This window comes from Streptomyces sp. NPDC101166, assembly GCF_044768125.1.
Lineage (GTDB): Bacteria > Actinomycetota > Actinomycetes > Streptomycetales > Streptomycetaceae > Streptomyces.
The window spans coordinates 365,933-383,678 of record NZ_JBIWPF010000003.1 but is presented as its reverse complement, the minus strand read 5'-3'; the positions used below and the strand labels follow the sequence as shown (position 1 = coordinate 383,678).

Genomic DNA, 17,746 nt, shown 5'->3' with positions numbered 1-17,746 from the left:
ACGAACCGTGGTCAGGAGCCGTCATGAGCGAAGAGCACCCCACAGCCGACGCCGGCGACGAGGGCTCCGGACGGACGCGCGCCACCGACGCCGACGCCTGGGCCACCGCCTGCGCCGAGGACCTCGCCGAGGAACGGGCCCGCCGCCGCGCCCAGCACGGCCCGCCACCGGGCTCGGCCGCCGAGGAGCTGCGCAAGCTCGTCGAATCGGTCGCCGACCGGCTCTCCGGGCTTCAGTCCCCGCTGCTCGGCGCGGTCGCCGGGCCCGCCGCCCAGCAGGTCGTGCGCCAGGTCGTCGAGCAGGCCAAGGCCGCCGTAGAACCCGTCATCGAGCGCAACCCGGACGTCTTCGACCACCTCGCCGCGGCCGGCGGCGAACTGCTCGCCGCCTACCGCTCCGCCGTCCAGCACCAGGAGCAGCGCTGGACGGCCCGGACGAGCGACCCGAGCCGCCCCTCAGACGGCCCCGCCGCCCCCCGCGGCGACGGCGGCGACGACCCCGGCCCGGCCCAGCGCATCGACCTGGACTGACCCCACTCGGGTACGGTTGGCCGTAGCGGGGCTCGACCGAAACTGAGGGATTCATGGGACTCACCATCGGCGTCGACATCGGCGGCACGAAGATCGCGGCCGGCGTGGTCGACGAGGAAGGCAACATCCTCTCGACCTTCAAGGTGCCGACCCCCTCCACGCCGGAGGCCATCGTGGACGCCATCGCCTCGGCGGTGGAGGGCGCGCGCGCCGGCCACGAGATCGTCGGCGTGGGCATCGGAGCGGCCGGCTACGTCAACCGGCAGCGCTCCACCGTCTACTTCGCACCCAACATCGACTGGCGCAACGAACCGCTGAAGGACAAGGTCGAAGCACGCGTCGGCCTCCCGGTCGTCGTCGAGAACGACGCCAACGCGGCCGCCTGGGGCGAGTACAAGTTCGGCGCGGGCAAGGGCCACCGCAACGTCATCTGCATCACGCTCGGCACCGGCCTCGGCGGCGGCATCATCATCGGCAACAAGCTGCGCCGCGGGCACTTCGGCGTGGCCGCCGAGTTCGGCCACATCCGCATGGTGCCCGACGGCCTCCTGTGCGGCTGCGGCTCACAGGGCTGCTGGGAGCAGTACGCCTCCGGCCGCGCCCTCGTGCGGTACGCCAAGCAGCGCGCCAACGCCACCCCCGAGCGCGCCGACGTCCTGCTCGGCCTCGGCGACGGCACGCCCGACGGCATCGAGGGCAAGCACATCTCCATGGCCGCCCGCCAGGGCGACCCGGTCGCCGTCGACTCCTACCGGGAGCTCGCCCGCTGGGCCGGCGCCGGTCTCGCCGACCTAGCCTCCCTCTTCGACCCGTCCGCGTTCATCGTCGGCGGCGGTCTCTCGGACGAGGGCGACCTCGTCCTGGACCCGATCCGCAAGTCGTACCGGCGCTGGCTGGTCGGCGGCAACTGGCGTCCGGTCGCCGACGTGATCGCCGCCCAGCTCGGCAACGAGGCGGGCCTGGTCGGTGCCGCGGACCTGGCCCGCGAGCCCGATCCGGTCATGTAGCGGCCCCACGGCATGAAAGGGGCGCGGGGCGGCGCGGACGCGCACGCCTCGCGCCCCCGGTCATCGGGCGTAAATTGTCCTGTATGACGCCGCTCCCCAACTCCCGCACGGAGCCCGACGGTTCGCCCATCATCCGCGTCCTCTCCTACAACATCCGTTCGATGCGGGACGACACCGACGCCCTCGCCCGCGTCATCACCGCCTGCGCCCCCGACCTGGTCCTCGTCCAGGAAGCCCCGATCTTCTTCCGCTGGCGCAAGCAACTGGCCCGCCTCGCCTCGGCCACCGGCCTGGTGATCCTCACCGGCGGCGGCACGGCCGCGGGCCCCGCCGTGCTCTGCTCGCTGCGGGCCACCGTCGAACACACCGAGGACGTGCTGCTGCCCCGCACTCCCGGCCGTCACCGCCGGGGCTTCGCCACCGCCGTGGTCCGCTTCGCGGGCGCCCGGCTCGGCGTCCTCGGCTGCCATCTGAGCCTGCACGCGGACGAGCGGTACGAGCAGGGCGGGATGCTCCTGGACCGGCTGGCCGGGATGGGCGTGGAGCACGCGGTCGCGGGCGGCGACCTCAACGAGCGGCCCGGCGGCCCCACGTTCCGGCGCCTGGCCGGCACCCTGCTCGACTGCCGGGCCACCGCCCCCTGGGGCGGCGAGCTCACCTTCCCCGCGGCCGCCCCCGACCGCCGTATCGACGCCGTCTTCGCGACGAAGGAGGTCGAGGTGCTCGGCTGCGGGGTGCCCACCGGGCTGCCCGGGATCAGCGAGGCCGACCTGCGGGCCGCCACGGACCACCTCCCGGTCCTGGCGGCGCTCCGCGTGCCCGCCGCATGACGTCACGACCTCTCAGGACCTGACGGCGGCCCCGGGCTTCGTCCGAGCCGTCCTGGTCAGACGACCGCGCCCCGCCCGGGGTCGCCGTCGTCCTCGTCGTCGCCCGGGTTCATCCGCATGACCAGCGTCGCGAAGCCGCCCAGGAAGCCGCCGATGCCGACCGTCGTCAGCCACCAGGTCATCTCCCAGCCCAGCAGCACCGCCAGCAGGAGCAGCACCGGGCCGCCGAGCACGCCGAGCCAGGCGAACCTGGCGGTGGTGTCGGCGGCCGGCAGGGGCGGCGGCTCGGGCGGCACGAAGTGGCCCTCGTCGTCCTCGTCGAAGTCCGTGTCGGAGGGCTCGGACAGCGAGTAGTCGCGCGGGCCGACGCCGGGCGCGAAGGAGATGGAACTGCCCAGCGGCGCGGCAGGCCCATCACCGGGATCGTCACCGGAGCCGGAGCCGGAGCCGGCGCCGGAGCCGGCGCCGGAGCCGGAGCCCGACCCGGCGGCAGGACCGGGATCCGCGCCCTTCTGCGGGCCCGCGCCCGCGTCCGAGGGGGGGCCGGGGTCGGCGACGGGCGCGCCGGGGTCGGCGACGGAGACCGGCCCCGCTTTGGAGCCCGCCCCGGCCCCCGTCCCCGCCCCGTCGTCGTTCGGCTCCGCCTCCAGCAGCGCCAGATCCTCGATCGGCTTGAACGGCTTCGCGCCCGGCGGGTCCGCCGGCTCCTCGCCGTAGCCCGCGACGATCGCCGCCCACGCGGCCTCCTCGTCGAAGGGCACGTCCTGCTCCCCGCGGTCGGAGTCGTGCTCAGCCACCTGCCGTCGTCCCTTCCTTGCCGACACTGGGTGCGAGCCGGCCGATGAACGCGAGACTCTCGTCGAGGATCCGGTCCGCGTCGTGGTCCAACGTCGCCACGTGACAACTCTGTTCCAACAGGACCTCCGTCACGTCCGTCGACGACACCCGGCCCAGGATCCGGTCCGCGTCGGCGGCCGGCACCACATGGTCGCGCGCGCTGCGCAGGAGCAGCAGCGGCTGGGTGACCTGCGGCAGTTCGCCGTCGACCCGCCGCAGGAAGGTCCGCAGCGAGTGCGCGGCGTGCAGCGGCACCCGGTCGTAGCCGGTCTCCACGACGCCCTCCTTCGCGATGTCGCCCACGATCCCCTTCGTCGTCCGCACGAGGTGCCGGGCTGCCGGGAGGGCGTACGCGGACAGACCGTGCACCCGGTTCGCCGGGTTGACGACGATCACGCCCTCCACACCCTCGCCGTGCTTGGCCGCGAGCCGCAGCGCCAGCGCGCCGCCCATGGACAGTCCGGCCACGAACACGCGCGTACAGCGCTCGCGCAGGATGCGCAGCTCGCGGTCCACCGCGGCGTACCAGTCGGGCCAGCCGGTGAGGACCATGTCCTCCCAGCGCGTTCCGTGCCCCGGCAGCAGCGGCAGCGAGACCGTCAGACCGTGCCCCGCGAGCTGCCGAGCCCAGGGGCGCAGCGACTGCGGGGAACCGGTGAAGCCGTGGCAGAGGAGGACCCCGACCTCCCCGCCGGCATGGCGGTACGGCTCGGCTCCAGGAAGGACCGGCACCTTCGGTCTCCTGTCTTCTGTCTTCGTGTGAGGTTCACCGTACGCGACCGCACTGACACCGACCAGGGCCGTCGGGCCCTTCGCGGCCGCTCCGGGTTATGGTCTGATCTACACATACAGGAGGCACTCGGTTGTTGTACGGCGCGATGAAGGTTTCCGTCGGGGGGCCGCTGAAGCTGGTCTTCAGGCCCTGGGTGGAAGGCCTGGAGAACGTTCCCGCCGAGGGCCCCGCGATCCTGGCGAGCAACCACCTCTCCTTCTCGGACTCGTTCTTCCTGCCCGCTGTCCTGGATCGCAAGGTCACCTTCATCGCCAAGGCCGAGTACTTCACGACGCCCGGGGTGAAGGGCCGGCTGACGGCGGCCTTCTTCAAGGGCGTCGGTCAGCTCCCCGTGGACCGCTCCGGCGCCCGGGGCGCGGGTGAGGCGGCGATCAGGAGCGGGATAGAGGTCCTGGAGCGCGGCGAGCTGTTCGGGATCTACCCGGAGGGCACCCGGTCGCCCGACGGCCGCCTCTACCGGGGCAAGCCCGGCGGCCTCGCGCGCGTGGCGCTCGCCACCGGCGCGCCCGTCCTCCCGGTCGCCATGATCGACACGGAGAAGATCCAGCCGCCCGGCAAGGTGATGCCGAAGGTGATGCGGCCCGGCATCCGCATCGGCAAGCCGCTGGACTTCAGCCGCTACCACGGCATGGACCACGACCGCTTCGTGCTGCGCGCGGTGACGGACGAGGTCATGTACGAGATCATGAAGCTCTCCGGACAGGAGTACGTCGACATCTACGCGACGGCCGCCAAGCGGCAGATCGCGGAGGCGGCGAAGGCCGAGAAGGAGGCGGGCAAGGCCGCGAAGGCGGCCCTGGCCCGCGCGGAGAAGGAACAGGCGGAGAAGGAAAAGGCGGAGCGGTCCGGGCCCTAGAGGGGGGCGGGCCGGGGGGTGGGGGACGTGGCCAGACGCGAGAGAGTCATGCGGATGTCGGTCGAGCTGCCGCTGTGGCGCGCGCTCACCGCCTACCGGGTGCTGACGATGCTGTACGCGCTCGGCCTGTTCGCCACCGCCTACGACGAGTTCGTCCGTCCCGGCATCGCCGTCGGCTACTACGCCGTGCTGAGCGTCTGGACGCTCGCCACCCTGCCCCGCGTCCAGAACGCCGCCGCCTGCACCAAGCCCTTCCTCGCCGTCGACCTCGCCGTCGCCCTCACCGGCATCCTGCTCACCCCGCTCGCCGACACCCACCAGCGGATCGTCGAGGGCGGTCCCACCCTGCCGTCGATATGGACCGCAGGCTCGGTCCTCGCGTTCGCCGTCAAGGGCGGCTGGCGCTGGGCGGTGTTCGCCTCCACCCCCGTGGCCGTCGCCAACCTGGTCGAACGCGGCGCCCCGGCCCACGACACCGTGCACAACGTGATCCTCGTCTGGGTCGCCGCCATCGCCATCGGCTACGTCGTCGAGGTCGCCCGCGCCTCCGAGCGCACCCTCGCCCGCGCCCTGGAGATCGAGGCGGCGACCCGGGAACGGGAGCGGCTCGCCCGGGACATCCACGACGGCGTGCTGCAGGTGCTGGCCATGGTGCAGCGGCGGGGCGCCGTCATCGGCGGAGAGGCGGCCGAGCTGGGCCGGATGGCCGGCGAGCAGGAGGTGGCGCTGCGCACGCTGGTCTCCGGCGGACTGGTGCCGGTCTCCCGGGTCTCGGAGGACGAGGCCGAGGGGGCCGTCGTACGGATCGTGGACGAGCCCGCCGACGACGAGGACACCGGGCCGGCCGACCTGCGGACCCTGCTCGCCCCCTTCGCCGCCGCCCGGGTCGCCCTGGCCGAGCCCGGCGCCCCGGTGCCGCTCGCGCCGCCTGCCGCGCGGGAGGTGGCGGCGGCCGTCGGGGCCGCGCTGGACAATGTCCGGCAGCACGCGGGGCCGGACGCGCGCGCGTGGATCCTGGTCGAGGACGAGCCCGACAAGGTGATCGTCACCGTGCGGGACGACGGCCCCGGCATCCCGGAAGGACGGCTCGCGCAGGCCGAGGGCGAGGGACGGCTCGGCGTGGTCCAGTCGATCCGGGGCAGGCTGCGCGACCTCGGCGGCAGCGCCGAGCTGATCTCGACGCCCGGCCAGGGCACTGAGGTCGAACTGACGGTGCCGAAGGCGCCGCGGCAGAACATCGAGCGGGGGAAGGCAGGACGGCGATGAGCGACGTACAGGGCCCGATCAGGGTGATGGTGGTCGACGACCACCCGATGTGGCGGGACGCCGTGGCCCGGGACCTCACGGAGTCCGGCTTCGACGTGGTCGCCACCGCCGGCGACGGCGAGCAGGCCGTGCGCCGCGCCCGGGCCACCACGCCGGACGTGCTCGTCCTGGACCTGAACCTGCCCGCCAAGCCGGGCGTGCAGGTCTGCAAGGAGGTCGTCGCCGCCAACCCGGCGCTGCGCGTCCTGGTGCTGTCCGCGAGCGGCGAGCACGCCGACGTGCTGGAGGCGGTGAAGTCCGGCGCGACCGGCTACCTGCTGAAGTCGGCGTCCACGGAGGAACTGGTGGACGCGGTGCACCGCACCGTCGTCGGCGACCCGGTGTTCACCCCGGGCCTGGCCGGTCTCGTGCTCGGCGAGTACCGCCGCCTCGCCTCCGAGCCCGCGCCCGCCTCAGGAGCCGACGAACCGGACGCGCCCCGGCTCACCGACCGGGAGACCGAGGTGCTGCGCCTCGTCGCCAAGGGCCTGAGCTACAAGCAGATCGCCGAACGCCTCGTCATCTCCCACCGCACGGTCCAGAACCATGTGCAGAACACCCTCGGCAAGCTCCAGCTGCACAACCGCGTCGAACTCGTCCGGTACGCCATAGAGCGCGGCCTCGACGACGAGTGAGCGGCGCGCGACACTGACCCTTCGTCAGGCAGTCTCGGCCCACGGCGAAGGGACCTGTCATGCGCGTCGGAGTACTGACCGGGGGCGGTGACTGCCCCGGCCTCAACGCCGTCATCCGCGCCGTCGTCCGCAAGGGCGTCCAGGAACACGGCCATGAGTTCATCGGCTACCGGGACGGCTGGCGGGGGCCGCTCGAAGGGGTGTCGGTCCCCCTCGGCATCCCGGCGGTGCGCGGCATCCTGCCCCGGGGCGGCACCGTCCTCGGCTCCTCACGGACCAACCCCCTGCACGAGGAGGACGGCGTCCGCCGCATCCGCGACACCCTCGCCCACGACGGGGTCGACGCCCTCGTCGCCATCGGCGGCGAGGACACGCTCGGCGTCGCCGCGCGCCTGGGGGAGGAGCACGGCGTGCCCTGCGTCGGCGTGCCGAAGACCATCGACAACGACCTGTCGGCCACCGACTACACCTTCGGCTTCCACACGGCGGTCGGCATCGCCACCGAGGCCATCGACCGCCTGCACACCACCGCCGAGTCGCACATGCGCGTGCTCGTCGTGGAGGTGATGGGCCGCCACGCGGGCTGGATCGCCCTCCACTCGGGCCTGGCCGGCGGCGCCAACGTCATCCTGATCCCCGAGCAGCCCTTCGACGTCGAGCAGGTGTGCGCCTGGGTGACCTCCCGCTTCCGGTCCTCCTACGCGCCGATCGTGGTCGTCGCCGAGGGCGCCGTGCCCAGGGACGGCGACATGGTCCTCAAGGACCGCTCGCTGGACTCCTTCGGGCATGTGCGGCTCTCCGGCGTCGGCGAGTGGCTGGCCGGCCGGATCGAGAAGCGCACCGGCAAGGAGGCCCGCACCACGGTCCTCGGACACGTGCAGCGCGGGGGCACCCCGAGCGCCTACGACCGCTGGCTCGCCACCCGGTTCGGCCTGCACGCCGTCGACGCCGTCCACGAGCGGGACTTCGGCACGATGGTCGCCCTGCGGGGCACGGACATCGTCCGCGTCCCGCTCGCGGAGGCGACGGCCCGGCTCAAGACGGTGGATCCCGAACTGTACGCCGAGGCCGGTGTCTTCTTCGGCTAACCGTTCTCGGCCACGGCCTGACCGGCCGGCCGCAGCGACCGCATCAACTCCCCTACGATCGCCGCCCCGTCGAGGGTCAGCACCGACTCCGGGTGGAACTGCACACCGGCGAAGCCCGCGCCGCGCAGGGCGTGCACCTCGCCGTTGTCCGCCCGGCTCACCTCGACCCCGTGCGCGGTCAGCTCCTGCCGGGCGTCGTCGTCGCACCGCGCCACGAAGCTGTTGTAGAACCCGACGGTCTCCTCACGCCCGAAGAAGTCGACCGTCGTCTGCGCCCCCTGGTACGGGACCTCCTTGCGTACGACGTCCAGCCCCAGCTCCGCCGCGATCAGTTCGTGGCCGAGGCAGACGCCGAGGACCCCGTGCCGGTGCTCCCGGATCACCCGCGCGGTCAGCTCGCGCAGGAACCGCATCTTCGGGTCGGTCAGGTCGGACGGGTCGCCCGGGCCGGGGCCCAGCACCACCGGGCCCTCGTGCCCGAGCACCGTCTCCCGCAGCCCCGGCTCGTCGTAGCGCCGGACCGACACCGCGAGCCCGGCCGAACGCAGCACGTGCGCGAGCATCGCCGTGAAGGTGTCCTCGCCGTCGACGACGAGCGCGTGACCGTCGAGATCCCGCGAGCGCTCCTGCATCCGCAGCCAGAACGGCGCCAGCGAGGCCCGCCGCCCGTCCAGCGCCGCCCGCACCCGGGCGTCGTCGGCCAGCCGGGGCCGTGCGCCCTCCTCCCGCGGCCTGCCCGGCCGTACGCCGAGGGCCGCGAGCACGCCGGCCGCCTTGGCGTGCGTCTCCGCCACCTCGCCCGCCGGGTCCGAGCCGCGCACCAGCGTGGCCCCGACCGGCACCCGCAGCCGTCCGGACGCGTCGACGTCGGCGGTGCGGATGAGGATGGGGGAGTCGAGGGTCTGCGCCCCGCCCGAGTCCCGCCCGAGCAGCGCCAGCGCGCCCGCGTAGTAGCCGCGCCCGGTCCCGTCCCGCCCGAGGGGCTCATGGCGTTCGATCACCCGGCAGGCGTTCTGCACCGGCGACCCGGTCACCGTCGCCGCGAACATCGTCTCCCTCAGCACCTCCCGCACGTCCAGGGAGGACCGGCCGCGCAGCTCGTACTCGGTGTGCGCGAGGTGAGCCATCTCCTTCAGCCGGGGCCCGACCACCACCCCGCCCATGTCGCCGACGGTGCACATCATCTTCAGCTCCTCGTCGACGACCATCGACAGCTCCTCGATCTCCTTGCCGTCGCCGAGGAAGTCCAGCAGATGCTCGGGACTCGGCCCCTCGGCCGGATAGCGGTACGTCCCGCTGATCGGGTTCATCACGACCGTGCCGCCGGACATCCGCACATGCACCTCGGGACTCGCGCCCACCAGCACCCGGTCCCCGGTGTGCACGACGAACGTCCAGTACGCGCCCCGCTCGCCCTCCAGCAGCCGCCGGAACAGAGCGAGCGCGTCGGCCCTGGAGAAGCCGGCGATGCGCCCCTCGAACGTCCGCCGGATGACGAAGTTCGCGCCCTCGCCGCGTCCGATCTCGTCCCGCAGCACCCGTTCGACGATCCGCGCGTACTCGTCGTCGTCGACGTCGAAGGCGCCGCCCTCGACGCGCACCCCGTGCCCGGGCAGCTGCTCCAGGGCGACGGAGAGCGGGATCTCGTGGCGCTCCTCGGGGGTCAGGAAGGCCAGCGGAGTGCCGTCGTCGCGGACGTCGAAGCCGCGCTCGCGGATCTGGCGGAACGGCACGAGCGCGAGGCCCTCGTCGGGCAGGTCGGCGAGACGTTCGTGGGTGGTGACCGGGCCGAGGAGCAGCTCCACCGTCTGCTCGTCATGGCCCGGGGCGCGCCGGCGCAGCAGCGCGAAGGGGCGGGAGTCGTGCGTCAGGTCCAGCAGGTTCATGGGTCGGGAGTCCTCTCAGGTGCACCGGGGTCGAGCGGGGGAGGGGAGGCGGGAAGGTGCGGGGGCCGGGAGGGACGACCGGCGGAGAAACGCCGAAGGCCGCCCTCGGGCGGCCTTCGCGAAGTCGTGCGTACGCGCAGTCAGTGGGCCGCCGGATGAGCGGTCCACCACCAGTTCCGGATGTGGGTCGAGTGCGCGAACATGCGCCGCACCCTACCCCACCCGCCCCGTCGCGGCACGGTTCGCGGATTCGGATTCGGCTTATGATCGCGTTTGCTTGACGTGTTTAGATCAGAACTCAAGGGGTGGGTGTGTCTTTAACGAGCAGACTGAGGCCGTTGGCCTTCGTCGCCGCGGCGGCCGCGCTGTTCTCCGGCCTCACAGGGCCGGCCGCGACAGCCGTGGACCAGCCGACGATGACCAAACTGGCGCTCAGTGGCGACCGGTTCAAGATGACCGACACGAGCTACGTCGCCGCGACGAACAACCTCTACGCCAACCACCTCACGGACCACGCGAGCCTGGCGCAGGTGCTCACCACCGACTACACGACCAACTCCTCCGGTGCGGCCGACCCCTGGATGAACCTGCGCTCGATGCGGTCCTGCGTGGGCGACGAGACCAAGGCGCTGCCGCCGGTCACCCGCAAGGTCTCCTGGTGCTGGTCGTCGGCCCACGGCGACGACGACACGGGCCGCTGGTGGCCGCAGGGCATGAGCAGCACCGGCACCGCCGACGGGGGTGACGGCACCATCAACGGCAAGCGCGCCCTGGCGGTCGCCTGGCACTACAACACGTACGAACGCGACACCGCCGCCGAGACGACCGGCTGCCGCACCAACAACCTGCTCAAGCTGAGCCTCATCGACCGGGACACCGGCAAGTACCGGCACGTGCTGCTCGCCCAGCCCACCAGCACGTCGTCCGCCGCCTCGAACTTCACGTTCGTCACCGGCCACGCCGGCGGGATCGTCTGGTACTCGAACTACCTCTACGTCACCGACACCACCGGCGGCATCCGCGTCTTCGACGTGGAGAAACTGGCCAAGGTCGACGTCTACGGCTCCGGCGTCAGCACGTCCGGCATCAACGGCGGCAGGTCCAGCGCCTGCGGCTACCCGTACGTGCTGCCCCAGGTCCACTACTACAAGCAGGTCTCCGCGCCGCCCTCCGGCGGGTGCAGCGACGACGCCGTGAACGGCGTGCCCGACGCGGACTCGCTGTGCTACTCGTGGCTCTCGCTCGACAAGACCGGCAGCGGTCCCTTCAAGCTGGTCACCGGTGAGTGGTTCGGCAAGGCCGACGGCGGACGCGTGGTGCGCTACCAGCTGAACCCGGCCGACGCCGCGACCTATCCGGGGCTGCTCAACCTCTCCGGCGGCAAGACGGTGATCCAGGACGCCTACGCCGCCTCCCGGTACCGAGGCCTCCAGGGCGGTATGACCTGGACGGACGACCAGGGTCTGCTGCACTTCGACTTCCACAAGGGCTGCGGCACCAAGCCCGCCGTCTTCTCGCACACCTGGGCCGGCGACACCCGCGCCCCGACGGCCTGCACCAGGGACAACCTCGCCACCGGCAACTGGGCGGTGGGCACCCCCCAGGCCCTGAGCTACTGGCCGAGGCTCGGCACGGAGCCGGTCGAGGAGCTGTGGGGCCTGACCGAGCACATCTGCCCGAGCAAGTCGCTCAAGGCCGCCTATCCGGAGGACTTCAAGGCCATCGACCCGGAAACGGGCGACGGTGACGCCTGCCTGAACTACAACGGCACCGAATCGATGTCGCTGCGCACGGTATTCGCCGTCGACTTCACCGACCCGGCGGTGCAGAACCGGCACTGACGCCCAGGCCGCCGGCACTGACGCCCAGGCCGGGGGCCGGGCCCCGCACAAGGGTCCGGCCCCCGCCGCCGGCGTCAGAGCGCGCTTCGTCTCATTTTCTGGGCATCGGGATGGACGCCCTGGGTGACCCCGTAGGGTTGAGGGCGTGACCGTGAACGCTAAGTCCAGCCCGAGCGCTGGCAACACCTGGCGAGACCTGCCCGCGGCGCAGCAGCCCGAGTACCCCGACACCGAGGCTCTGCGCGCAGTGATCGCGGACCTCGAGTCGTATCCGCCGCTCGTCTTCGCGGGCGAGTGCGACCAGCTGCGCGCCCGGATGGCGGCCGTCGCCAAGGGAGAGGCGTTCCTTCTCCAGGGCGGCGACTGCGCCGAGGCCTTCGACGCGGTGTCCGCCGACCACATCCGCAACAAGCTGAAGACCCTCCTGCAGATGGGCGCCGTGCTGACGTACGCCGCGTCCGTGCCCGTGGTGAAGGTCGGCCGCATCGCCGGCCAGTACTCCAAGCCGCGCTCCAAGCCCACCGAGACCCGCGACGGCGTGACCCTCCCCACCTACCGGGGCGACTCCGTCAACGGCTTCGACTTCACCGAGGCCGCCCGCGTCCCCGACCCGGAGCGGCTGAAGCGGATGTACCACGCCTCCGCCTCCACGCTGAACCTGGTGCGCGCCTTCACCACCGGCGGCTACGCCGACCTGCGCCAGGTGCACGCCTGGAACCAGGACTTCGTGCGCTCCTCCCCGTCCGGCCAGCGCTACGAGCAGCTCGCCCGCGAGATCGACAGCGCGCTGAACTTCATGCACGCCTGCGGGGCCGACCCGGAGGAGTTCAAGACCGTCGAGTTCTACTCCTCGCACGAGGCGCTGCTGCTCGACTACGAGTCCGCGCTCACCCGCGTCGACTCCCGCACCGGCCTGCTCTACGACGTCTCCGGGCACATGGTGTGGATCGGTGAGCGCACCCGGCAGCTGGACCACGCGCACATCGAGTTCGCCTCGAGGATCCGCAACCCGATCGGCATCAAGCTCGGCCCGACGACGACGGCCGAGGACGCGCTGCAGTACATCGAGCGTCTCGACCCCGACCGTGAGCCGGGCCGGCTGACCTTCATCGTCCGCATGGGCGCCGACAAGGTCCGCGACAAGCTGCCCGAGCTGGTCGAGAAGGTCACCGCCTCGGGCGCGACCGTCGCCTGGGTGACCGACCCGATGCACGGCAACACCTTCGAGGCGGCCTCCGGGCACAAGACGCGCCGCTTCGACGACGTGCTCGACGAGGTCAAGGGCTTCTTCGAGGTCCACAAGGGCCTCGGCACCCACCCGGGCGGCATCCATGTGGAGCTGACCGGCGACGACGTCACCGAGTGCGTGGGCGGCGGCGACGAGATCTTCGTCGACGACCTGCACCAGCGCTACGAGACGGCCTGCGACCCGCGGCTCAACCGCAGCCAGTCGCTCGACCTGGCCTTCCTCGTCGCGGAGATGTACCGGGACCAGTAGTGATCCGCCCGTGACGGGCGGACGGGGTGGGGCGCGGATCACATACGATCCGCGCCCCCTCCACTTTTGCGTCTCCTGAGCCCCGGGTAAGGTTAGGTTAGCCTCACCGATCAACGGGACGGCGACAGCAATCAATCCCGGCGGGAGGTGGATCCGCGTGTTCGTCTGCAGCTGCTTCCAGGTGACGGAAGCACAGGTCCAGCAGCACGCGGAGAACGGCGCCTGCACCCCGCGCCAGATCGCCTCCGCCTGCAAGGCCGGCACGGACTGCGGGTCCTGCGTACGCCGTATCCAGGCGATCCTCGGCCGCGGCGCCTGCCCGCGCCGGGACCAGGCGGACCAGGGTGAGCAGGTGCTCACCGCCCGGCTCGACGAAGCGGCCTAGCCCCGCGGCGGCCCAGCCCCGCGGCGCCGGTTCAGCTCTCCGGCTGCTCGATGAGCTGCGCGATGTACAGCGCCTCCCCGAGCTTCTCCACCAGTTCCAGCTGGGTGTCGAGGTAGTCGATGTGGTGCTCCTCGTCCGCAAGGATCGACTCGAAGATGTTGGCGGACGTGATGTCGCCCTTCTCGCGCATCACCTTGATCCCGCGCCGGAGGCGGTCGATGGCCTCCACCTCGATCTGCCGGTCGGCCTCGAACATCTCCTTCACCGTCTGGCCCACCCGCACATGGAACAGCCGCTGGTAGTTCGGCAGGCCGTCCAGGAACAGGATGCGGTCGGTGAGCACCTCCGCGTGCTTCATCTCGTCGAACGACTCGTGCCGGGTGTACTTCGCGAGCCGCGTCCAGCCGAAGTTCTCCTGCATCTTGGCGTGCAGGAAGTACTGGTTGATCGCGGTGAGCTCGGCGGTGAGCTGTTCGTTCAGGAACTCGATGACCTCGGGGTCGCCCTGCATCGCGGGACTCCTTCCACGTGGGGAATCAGGAGGTTGCCGCCGCATGATTTCACCGCTGATCGAAGATCGTCCAGTAAGTGCGTACTTAGTAAGTTAGTCCATGCTCAGTGGCAGTTGCCCGTTTCCTTCCATGGCGGGTCATGGGCGGCGTCGGGGGTCTGTCAGGATGGAGTCATGGGTCAGCCGGTGGAGCGGGAAACGGGAGAAGCAGCAGTGTCCGAGCTTCCGCCGGGGCAGCGACTGCAGCGCGGCTGGCCGGTCACCCACTACGGGCCGGTGCCCAAGTTCCGTCCGGAGCGCTGGGAGTTCAGCGTCTTCGGCGCCACCGCCGACGGCGGCAAGCGGAGCTGGAACCACGAGGAGTTCACGGCCCTCCCGTACACCACCGTCGTCGCCGACCTGCACTGCGTGACGAAGTTCAGCATGCTCGGCGCCGAGTGGGGCGGGATCCCGGCAGCCACGATCCTGGACATCGCGCCGCCCGCCGCCGACGTCACCCATGTGATGGTGTGGGCGGAGTACGGCTTCAGCTCCAACCTGCGCCTGCCGGACTTCGCCTCCGACCGCACGATCTTCGCCACCCACAAGGACGGCGAACTCCTGACCGCCGAACACGGCTTCCCGCTCCGTCTGGTCGTCCCCCACCTGTACGCCTGGAAGGGCCCGAAGTGGGTCCGCGGCGTGGAGTACATGACCGCCGACCGACGCGGCTTCTGGGAGGAGCGCGGCTACCACAACATCGGCGACCCGTGGCGGGAGCAGCGGTACTCCTACCAGGAGGAACCGGGGGAGGGGCCGGAGCTGTAACCGGCCGCTCAGCCGTTCCGCGGTCTGGCCGGCTCAGCCGTCCCGGAGCTTCTTCAGCCGCTCCACGTCCGCCGTGTGGCCTTCCTTGCCGCCGGGCGTCTCGATGACGAGCGGCACGCCGACGGTGGCCGGGTGGGTCATCAGGGCACGGAACGGATCCTCGCCTATGTGGCCGGACCCGATGTTCTCGTGCCGGTCCTTGTGCGCGCCGACCACATCCTTGGAGTCGTTGGCGTGGATCAGTCGGAGCCGTCCCTCGCCGACGGTGTCCACCAGCAGGTCGAGGGTCTGGTGCATGCCGGACGGGCCGGTCAGATCGTGCCCGGCGGCGAAGACGTGACAGGTGTCCAGGCAGACGCCGAGCCTGGGATGGGCGTCCAGCGCCTCGAAGTACGGTCCGAAGTCCCAGGTCCGCGAGCACAGCGAGGAGCCCTGGCCGGCTGTGGACTCCAGCAGCAGCCACGGGTCGTCGTCGTGGGTCAGCTCCTCCAGCAGCGGCAGCATGTGCTCCCGCACCTGCTTCAGCGCCACGGACCGGTCCCGTCCGCCCGTCGCGCTCCCCGTGTGCACGACCACGCCCAGCGCGCCGATCTCCCGGCCCCGGCGCAGCGAGTGCCGCAGCGACTCCACCGACCTCTCGACCGTCGCCTCGGTGTGCGAGCCGAAGTTGATCAGGTACGGCGCGTGCACGTACGCCGGCGTCGACGCGGCCGCGCACGCCTCACGGAACGCCTCGTCCTGCCGCGGGTTCCCGGCCGGGGTCGCCCAGCCGCGCGGGTTGGCGACGAAGACCTGGAGCGTCTCGGCCTTCAGCTCGCGGGCGTAGGCCACTCCGACCGAGTGCAGACCGCCGGCCACGGGGACATGGCCGCCGACGGGGTTGCGGGAGGGGAACGGTGACGCTTGAGGACTCACCCGCCCAGGGTGTCACGCCTGCGGGACTGCCCGGTCACCGGATGGTGATCGTGATCGTCGACCCCTTGGGCGCGGTCTCCCCGGCGTCCACCGACTGCTTCTTCACGGTGTCCCCGAACAGCCCCAGCAGGCCCCTGTCCTCCTTGACCCCGAACCCTGCCTGCTCCAGCTGCCGCTTGGCGTCGTCGACGCTGGAGCCGACCACGTCCGGGACCTCGACCATCTCCGGCCCCTTGGACAGCGTCAGCGTCACGGTGTCGCCCTCGGCGACCCGCTTGTCCGGCGCCGGCGACTGGGCGGCGACCTGGCCCTTGTCGTACTCGGAGTTGACCTGCCCGGCGGCGACCTTCACCTTCAGGCCGGCCTCCGTCAGCGCGGCCCGGGCGTCGGCCAGGCTGTCGCCGACGACCTCCGGGACGTCGACCGGGCTGCCCTTGCTGACGATCAGGGCGACCGCGGTGCCCGCGCGGCGCTCGGTGCCCGCCTCGGGGTCGCTGCGGATGACGGCGCCCTTGGGGACGTCCTCGTCGAACTCCTGGGTGACCATGCCCGGTTCCAGGCTGTCGTCCTTCAGCTGGGCCTTGGCCCTGGCCAGCCGGAAGCCCTTCAGATACGGCACCTTCACCGTCTCGGGCCCGTCGGACACGACGAGCGTCACCGCGTCGTTCTTGCGGATCCGGGAGCCCGGCCCGGGGTCGGTGGAGATGACCGTGCCACGGGCGACGGTGTCGCTGAACTCGTGCTTCGTGGTGCCGGCCTCCAGCCCGGCCGCCTCCAGCCGCTGCCTGGCCCGCTCCTCGGTCTGGGTCAGCACCGCCGGGACCTTGGTGAACTGTCCGGAGTTGATGTACCAGACGCCCGCGCCGACGCCGAGGACCAGCAGGACCAGGGTGACGATCGCCACCGTCCGGCCCCGGGGCGGCAGCGAGCGGCGCTGCGGCGGCAGCGGGGGCGGGCTGCGGAACCGGGACGTCCGGTCGAGCCCTTCCCCGTCCCCGTCGGCCCGGTCGGCCGGGTCGTTCTCGCCGATCGGCAGGGGCCTGGGGACCGTGAGGGAGCGCGGGATCACGCTCGTGCGGTCCTCGGCGTTGTCGTGCTCCGCGGACAGGGCCTGCGGGGGCGACGCGTCCAGCTGCTCCTCGGTGAGCGCGGCGCGCGCCGCCCGCGCCTGGGAGAGCAGCGCCACGGCGTCGTACGGGCGTACGTCCGGGTTGCGGGCCGTCGCCGAGGCGACCAGCTCGTCCAGCTCGTAGGCCAGACCCGGCACGACGGCCGAGGGCGGGGGCACGTCTTCGTGGAGGTGCTTGTACAGCACGACGGCGGGTGTGCCCCCCTCGTGCGGCTTGTCGCCGGTGAGCATCTCGTACAGCACGATGCCGCACGCGTACACGTCCACGCGCGCGTCGGCCGTGCCGTGCTCTATCTGCTCGGGCGCCAGGTAGGAGACGGTGCCGAGGACGGCGCCGGTGGTGCTGGTGACGGTGTCCACGGAGCGCACGAGACCGAAGTCGGCGACCTTGACCCGCCCGTCGTCCCCTATGAGCACGTTCTCGGGCTTCATGTCCCGGTGCACGAACCCGGCCCGGTGCGCGGCGCCGAGCGCGGCGAGCACCGGCTCCAGGATGTCCAGCGCGGCCCTCGGCTGGAGCGCCCCCCGGTCACGCAGCACGTCGCGCAGCGTGCAGCCGGCGATGTACTCCATGGCGAGGTAGACGTACGCCCCGTCCGCACCCTGATCGAACACCTGTACGACGTTGGGGTGGGCGAGCCGGGCGACGGACTTGGCCTCCCGGATGAAGCGGTCGACGAAGGAGGCGTCGCTCGCGAGGGCCGGATGCATCACCTTGAGCGCGAGCACGCGGTCGAGGCGGGTGTCCACGGCCCGGTAGACCGTGGCCATCCCGCCGACCGCGATCCGCGCCTCCACGCGATAGCGCCCGTCGAGCACCTGCCCGACCAGAGGGTCCTGAAGGGTCGTGTCCACGCAGCGAGTCTACGAGCCCGCACCGACACCCCCACCCC

The 17,746-nt window shown here is 72.0% G+C and carries 18 protein-coding genes; 11 read left to right on the top strand and 7 right to left on the bottom strand.

All coding sequences use genetic code 11. The features are described 5' to 3' along the window. The first annotated feature begins 23 nt into the window (after window positions 1-23). From ACIRS4_RS08580 to ACIRS4_RS08570, 3 genes are all read left to right on the top strand, one after another. Complete coding sequence (locus tag ACIRS4_RS08580; RefSeq protein WP_404191929.1) at window positions 24-530, top strand: DUF5304 domain-containing protein; 507 nt, start codon at window positions 24-26, stop codon at window positions 528-530. 53 nt (window positions 531-583) lie between these two features. Further along, a complete protein-coding gene (locus tag ACIRS4_RS08575; protein WP_404191926.1) occupies window positions 584-1,537 on the top strand; it encodes an ROK family glucokinase in 954 nt (317 codons plus the stop codon). 83 nt (window positions 1,538-1,620) lie between these two features. Next, window positions 1,621-2,367 carry an endonuclease/exonuclease/phosphatase family protein gene (locus ACIRS4_RS08570; RefSeq protein ID WP_404191923.1) on the top strand — a complete coding sequence of 249 codons (747 nt, stop codon included), beginning with the start codon at window positions 1,621-1,623 and terminating at the stop codon, window positions 2,365-2,367. A 56-nt stretch (window positions 2,368-2,423) separates the two neighbouring features. Here the strand turns inward: ACIRS4_RS08570 and ACIRS4_RS08565 are convergent, their stop codons facing one another. Next, on the bottom strand, window positions 2,424-3,164 hold the full coding sequence (locus tag ACIRS4_RS08565; RefSeq protein WP_404191920.1) for a hypothetical protein: 741 nt from the start codon (window positions 3,162-3,164) through the stop codon (window positions 2,424-2,426). Further along, window positions 3,157-3,936, bottom strand: a complete 780-nt coding sequence (locus ACIRS4_RS08560; RefSeq protein ID WP_404191917.1) for an alpha/beta hydrolase — start codon at window positions 3,934-3,936, stop codon at window positions 3,157-3,159. The genes ACIRS4_RS08565 and ACIRS4_RS08560 overlap by 8 nt, the downstream gene beginning before the upstream one ends. 146 nt (window positions 3,937-4,082) lie before the next feature. Between ACIRS4_RS08560 and ACIRS4_RS08555 the strand changes: the two genes are divergently transcribed. Genes ACIRS4_RS08555 through ACIRS4_RS08540 form a run of 4 tightly spaced genes read left to right on the top strand, consistent with a single transcriptional unit; the run spans window position 4,083 to window position 7,881 of the window. Next, on the top strand, window positions 4,083-4,853 hold the full coding sequence (locus tag ACIRS4_RS08555) for a lysophospholipid acyltransferase family protein (protein WP_404191914.1): 771 nt from the start codon (window positions 4,083-4,085) through the stop codon (window positions 4,851-4,853). Window positions 4,854-4,880: 27 nt separating this feature from the next. Continuing rightward, window positions 4,881-6,119, top strand: coding sequence for a MacS family sensor histidine kinase (macS, locus tag ACIRS4_RS08550; RefSeq protein ID WP_404191911.1), 1,239 nt, complete (start codon window positions 4,881-4,883; stop codon window positions 6,117-6,119). Further along, window positions 6,116-6,793, top strand: coding sequence for a response regulator (locus ACIRS4_RS08545; RefSeq protein ID WP_404191908.1), 678 nt, complete (start codon window positions 6,116-6,118; stop codon window positions 6,791-6,793). Before macS ends, ACIRS4_RS08545 begins: the two co-directional genes overlap by 4 nt. A 59-nt stretch (window positions 6,794-6,852) precedes the next feature. Further along, window positions 6,853-7,881: a 6-phosphofructokinase gene (locus ACIRS4_RS08540; RefSeq protein WP_404191905.1), complete on the top strand. Its 1,029-nt coding sequence runs from the start codon at window positions 6,853-6,855 to the stop codon at window positions 7,879-7,881. Here ACIRS4_RS08540 and ACIRS4_RS08535 read toward each other — a convergent pair. Then, window positions 7,878-9,767, bottom strand: a complete 1,890-nt coding sequence (locus tag ACIRS4_RS08535; protein ID WP_404191903.1) for an anthranilate synthase family protein — start codon at window positions 9,765-9,767, stop codon at window positions 7,878-7,880. The genes ACIRS4_RS08540 and ACIRS4_RS08535 overlap by 4 nt on opposite strands. 140 nt (window positions 9,768-9,907) lie before the next feature. Then, window positions 9,908-9,970, bottom strand: coding sequence for a trp operon leader peptide (locus tag ACIRS4_RS08530; RefSeq protein ID WP_358795328.1), 63 nt, complete (start codon window positions 9,968-9,970; stop codon window positions 9,908-9,910). Between the two features lie 135 nt (window positions 9,971-10,105). On the opposite strand from ACIRS4_RS08530, the gene ACIRS4_RS08525 reads away from it, so the two are divergent. The 3 genes from ACIRS4_RS08525 (at window position 10,106) to ACIRS4_RS08515 (ending at window position 13,491) form a co-directional block, all read left to right on the top strand. After that, window positions 10,106-11,608, top strand: coding sequence for a hypothetical protein (locus ACIRS4_RS08525; protein ID WP_404191901.1), 1,503 nt, complete (start codon window positions 10,106-10,108; stop codon window positions 11,606-11,608). A 145-nt stretch (window positions 11,609-11,753) separates the two neighbouring features. Then, window positions 11,754-13,106 carry a class II 3-deoxy-7-phosphoheptulonate synthase gene (locus ACIRS4_RS08520; RefSeq protein ID WP_404191898.1) on the top strand — a complete coding sequence of 451 codons (1,353 nt, stop codon included), beginning with the start codon at window positions 11,754-11,756 and terminating at the stop codon, window positions 13,104-13,106. 157 nt (window positions 13,107-13,263) lie between these two features. Further along, complete coding sequence (locus tag ACIRS4_RS08515) at window positions 13,264-13,491, top strand: bacterioferritin-associated ferredoxin (protein WP_404191896.1); 228 nt, start codon at window positions 13,264-13,266, stop codon at window positions 13,489-13,491. A gap of 31 nt (window positions 13,492-13,522) precedes the next feature. On the opposite strand, the gene bfr is transcribed toward ACIRS4_RS08515, so the two are convergent. Further along, window positions 13,523-14,002: a bacterioferritin gene (gene bfr / locus ACIRS4_RS08510; RefSeq protein ID WP_404191893.1), complete on the bottom strand. Its 480-nt coding sequence runs from the start codon at window positions 14,000-14,002 to the stop codon at window positions 13,523-13,525. 174 nt (window positions 14,003-14,176) lie between these two features. Here bfr and ACIRS4_RS08505 point away from each other — a divergent pair, with 174 nt between their 5' ends. Beyond that, window positions 14,177-14,809 (top strand): sulfite oxidase-like oxidoreductase, encoded by a 633-nt coding sequence (locus tag ACIRS4_RS08505; RefSeq protein WP_404191891.1) that lies wholly within the window; start codon window positions 14,177-14,179, stop codon window positions 14,807-14,809. Between the two features lie 33 nt (window positions 14,810-14,842). On the opposite strand, the gene ACIRS4_RS08500 is transcribed toward ACIRS4_RS08505, so the two are convergent. Beyond that, window positions 14,843-15,724 (bottom strand): deoxyribonuclease IV, encoded by an 882-nt coding sequence (locus ACIRS4_RS08500; RefSeq protein ID WP_404191888.1) that lies wholly within the window; start codon window positions 15,722-15,724, stop codon window positions 14,843-14,845. A 34-nt stretch (window positions 15,725-15,758) separates the two neighbouring features. Further along, window positions 15,759-17,708 carry a Stk1 family PASTA domain-containing Ser/Thr kinase gene (gene pknB / locus ACIRS4_RS08495; RefSeq protein ID WP_404191885.1) on the bottom strand — a complete coding sequence of 650 codons (1,950 nt, stop codon included), beginning with the start codon at window positions 17,706-17,708 and terminating at the stop codon, window positions 15,759-15,761. Window positions 17,709-17,746 lie beyond the last annotated feature (38 nt).